The 2,276-nt window shown below is 61.6% G+C and carries 1 protein-coding gene and 1 pseudogene; both read left to right on the forward strand.

Features of this window, described 5'->3' with window-relative positions:
- Positions 1-296 precede the first annotated feature (296 nt).
- A complete protein-coding gene (locus AVJ23_RS21835) occupies positions 297-929 on the forward strand; it encodes a DUF927 domain-containing protein (protein ID WP_058864346.1) in 633 nt (210 codons plus the stop codon).
- 30 nt (positions 930-959) lie between these two features.
- Positions 960-1,845, forward strand: a pseudogene (locus AVJ23_RS22485) (IS3 family transposase); the annotation flags it as partial.
- Positions 1,846-2,276: the final 431 nt, after the last annotated feature.

Consider the following 2,276-nt stretch of genomic DNA (forward strand, 5'->3'; position numbering starts at 1 on the left):
CGAGTACTGCTTCCGGGTCTTGCGCTTGATCCCTTTGACCAGCTTGTCGGCCGCGTCCTTGGATGTTCCGGATTTCTGGCTCATCTTCGCTCCTTGGTGGCTGCGATGATCCAGAAATCCTCCGTTACGAAAACCTCAAATCTGTCCCACAGGTGCTGACGTCAGACATTTCGCCTCACACCACCCCTTCTGAGCCGACAGACGCCAACTTCACCGACCACCCCACAGCCCCGCCAGACCCTGTGCAGCTTGCAACGCTGCACAGGGTGTGCAGCGTCATGCCCAAAGGACACGCCATGAAAGATCAGATCTCCGTTCCCTCAAACGTCGTACAGCTGGCTTCACAAGCCCCTCGTCCCGCCTCCAGGCCGAGTGCGGGAGATAACCTTTGCCTGCCGGCCGGCTACCTGCTCGACGAGACCGGCGTCTGGCTGCTGCCCGATGACGACGATACCGGTGATGGACCTGTTTTTCTGTCAAAACCGTTCTGCGTAACCGCCCATTGCCGGCGGGCGGACGGGACCGGATGGGGAAAGCAGGTCGCGTTTCAGGATCCGGACGGGCGCCACCACGAGGTCATTCTCGACGCCGCGACGCTCAATGGCGCCGCAGGCAAGCTGATCGCAATGCTTGCGGACCACGGCCTCATGTTCGGCACCGCCCCCGGGACGAGCAAGGCGATCAGCGAACTTGTCCGCCGCTGGTCGCCGAAAGACACCCTGCAGTTGGTCGACGCCCTGGGCTGGACCGAAAACGGAGCCTCGTTTGTGCTCGGTGACGGACGGGTCATCGGTGAAAGCTCTGCGACCTTTGCAGGCCAGAACGCGGAGCTTGCCGCGGCAACCACGCCGGAAGGCACGCTTGACAATCGGAAAAGCTCTGTTGCGCAATCTGACCTGCCCTCTGCAAAATCCCTCACCATGAAGTAGAGTCTGCCCAACCTATGTAGGAGCAGACGAATGCGTAAGAGCCGTTTCACCGAGGCGCAAATCATCGGGATGATCAAAGAACAGGAAGCCGGAATGCCGACAGCGGAGGTGTGTCGCCGGCACGGCCTGAGCCCGGCGACCTTTTACAAGCTGAAGTCCAAGTATGGCGGCATGGAGGTATCTGAGGCCGCACGGCTGAAGGCGCTTGAGGATGAGAACGCCAAGCTGAAGCGGCTGCTGGCAGACACGATGCTCGACAATGTGGTTTTGAAAGAACTGCTGGGAATGGAGGCCGTCAGCCCTCCATCGGTTCGAGGGAAAGGCCGACCCTGACGACGCCGAAGGAGCGGCGAGAGGCAGCGCTCAATGCGATGCGGGATCATGACATCTCGCAACGCAGGGCCTGCCGGCTGGTCCGCTGCCCGGCAGTGCATTGCGCAGCAATGTCACGAGAGGGGGTGTCGACCCCAAGACGGTCCGGCGCGAACGCCCGCCTGACCATCTCGAGATCCGCCAGGAGATGAAGGAGATCGCTGGCAGGCGCCGCCGGTTCGGCTACCGGCGGATCGGCGTGCTGCTTGAGCGCAAAGGCATGATCATGAACCACAAAAAACTCTACCGCCTCTACCGGGAAGAAGGGCTTGCGGTGAAGCGGCGGCGGGGCCGCAAGCGTGCCCGGGGCTCACGAACGCCGATGCCCGAGGCCACACGGCCCAATCAGCGCTGGTCCCTGGATTTCCTGGCAGACAGCTTCGGCGCTTCGCGCAAGTTCCGCATCCTGGCCGTGAATGACGACTTCTGCCGGGAGAACCTGTGCCTGGCTGCGGACACCAGCACTTCAGGCGAGCGCGTTGCCCGGGAGCTGGACGCACTCGTCCGGATCTACGGAAAACCCGCTAGCATTGTCAGCGACAACGTCCTGTGTCGGGAAATTCTGGCCGCTTGGGTCAGCAGGTCATGGGGCGTCCGGTATCCCGGATACCCTGTTAGGTTGCCCAGACGGGCTCTGCCGTCAAGAAATGATCTCTTCCATGGCAAACACAGGGGACGCGCGCTGGCGGCCCTCACCGTCCTCAACACGAGATCCCAGATCCCAAGCAGAAGGCCCGAACATTATCTACGAGGTCAGGAAGCTGCCTCCACGGCTCATGTCAGAGAGAGGTCCTTCCGCCTGGGCTCACCCCCTCGAAGAAGGGGCGATCGGGTTCGCCGTGCATGACCACGGCGTGTACGGTGCGCGCCATCTTGTGTCTGACGTCAGCACCTGTGGGACAGATTTGAGGTTTTCGTAACGGAGGATTTCTGGATCATCGCAGGCACCAAGGAGCGAAGATGAGCCAGAAATCC

It is taken from the genome of Pseudoponticoccus marisrubri (assembly GCF_001482405.1).
Lineage (GTDB): Bacteria > Pseudomonadota > Alphaproteobacteria > Rhodobacterales > Rhodobacteraceae > Pseudoponticoccus > Pseudoponticoccus marisrubri.

What these genes read in the sequence shown, in the direction of transcription:
- AVJ23_RS21835 (WP_058864346.1), top strand. Translation starts at nt 297, where the DNA reads ATGAAAGATCAGATCTCCGTTCCCTCAAACGTCGTACAGCTGGCTTCA.